Source organism: Bartonella sp. ML69XJBT, assembly GCF_028618515.1.
Lineage (GTDB): Bacteria > Pseudomonadota > Alphaproteobacteria > Rhizobiales > Rhizobiaceae > Bartonella.
Genome location: NZ_JAQITB010000121.1, coordinates 1 through 1,188, shown reverse-complemented (window position 1 = coordinate 1,188; position 1,188 = coordinate 1). Strand labels below are relative to the sequence as shown.

The window sequence follows — 1,188 nt, the reverse complement described above, 5'->3', positions numbered from 1 at the left end:
AACTGACTGATGAAATAGATGAAATTTATTTGCGTAAGGTTTATCGCATTCGCGCATTACGAGACTTTAGAAATGTTAAAAAAGGTGACATAGGCGGCTTTGTAGAAAAAGAAGAAAACCTGAGTCATGAAGGAGACTGTTGGATTTGGTATAAAGCTAAAGTTAGTCATGATGCTAAGGTTTTTGGTAATGCACAGATATTTGAAAGAGCAATAATTACAGATAATGCGTGTGTTTACGACAATGCCAAGGTTTGTGGAGAGGCTAGTGTTGAATATAATGCGCAGATTTTTGACAATGCACTGGTTTACGACAAAGCTCGAGTTTTTGGTTTTGTTTATGGCAATGCCCGTGTTTATGGCAAGGCTGTTATATGTGATAACGCACGCATTTTTGGAGATATTAGAATTCTAGACGACGCATATATTTCCAATCAAGTAAATATTTCTGGTAATTTTGAAATTCGTGGAAAAACTCTAATGGTTCCTAGAAGTGAACACTTAGTGGACTACGTAGGACGTTTCTAACCAAACCAAACAACTTTTAACACATGCGTGATTCACGCCACGGGGGAATTGCGCTTTAAATGGAGGAAATCAAGATGAGTGAAATAAGTACCACACAAACGGAATTAGTGGAAAAAAGAAACGCTTGTGAAGTCAAACAAACTGCTATGGAACGTATTTTAAACAGAGCCTTAGAAAATGATGTCGATATGGACCGCTTAGAGCGCCTTATCGCATTACGAGAAAAAGAAATAGAACGACAAAATTATCAAAGTTTCGTCTCTGATCTTTCCGCTATGCAAATCGAATATCAAAAAATCCAAAAAAACTCTATTAATACCCATACCAAGAGTACATATGCAACGCTTGATCAGTATATTGACGCAGTAAAGGATACTCTTGCAAAATACCACTTCGCTTTGTTTTATCGTATTAAAAGTCAAACCACAACAAACGTTACCATAGAAATAACTCTATCTCATCCCTCTGGCAATCAAATCTCAACAGAAGGAACATTCCCGATTGATGGTCAAGGCAGTAAAAATAACATTCAATCTGTTGGTTCCACGATTACTTATGCACGCAGATATCTTTTAGGCATGCTTCTTAATGTGACCAGTGATGAAGATGATACTGATGGCAACACGCTCATAGCAGGTGTCACACCGGAACAAATGAATGA

The 1,188-nt window shown here is 37.4% G+C and carries 2 protein-coding genes; both read left to right on the top strand.

Translation table 11 applies throughout. The features are described from left to right. Positions 1-2 precede the first annotated feature (2 nt). Positions 3-527 (top strand): hypothetical protein, encoded by a 525-nt coding sequence (locus PVV68_RS10450; RefSeq protein ID WP_273783045.1) that lies wholly within the window; start codon positions 3-5, stop codon positions 525-527. Positions 528-601: 74 nt separating this feature from the next. Beyond that, positions 602-1,188, top strand: a 587-nt coding sequence (locus PVV68_RS10445) for an ERF family protein (RefSeq protein WP_273783043.1), incomplete at its 3' end; no start/stop codon positions are given.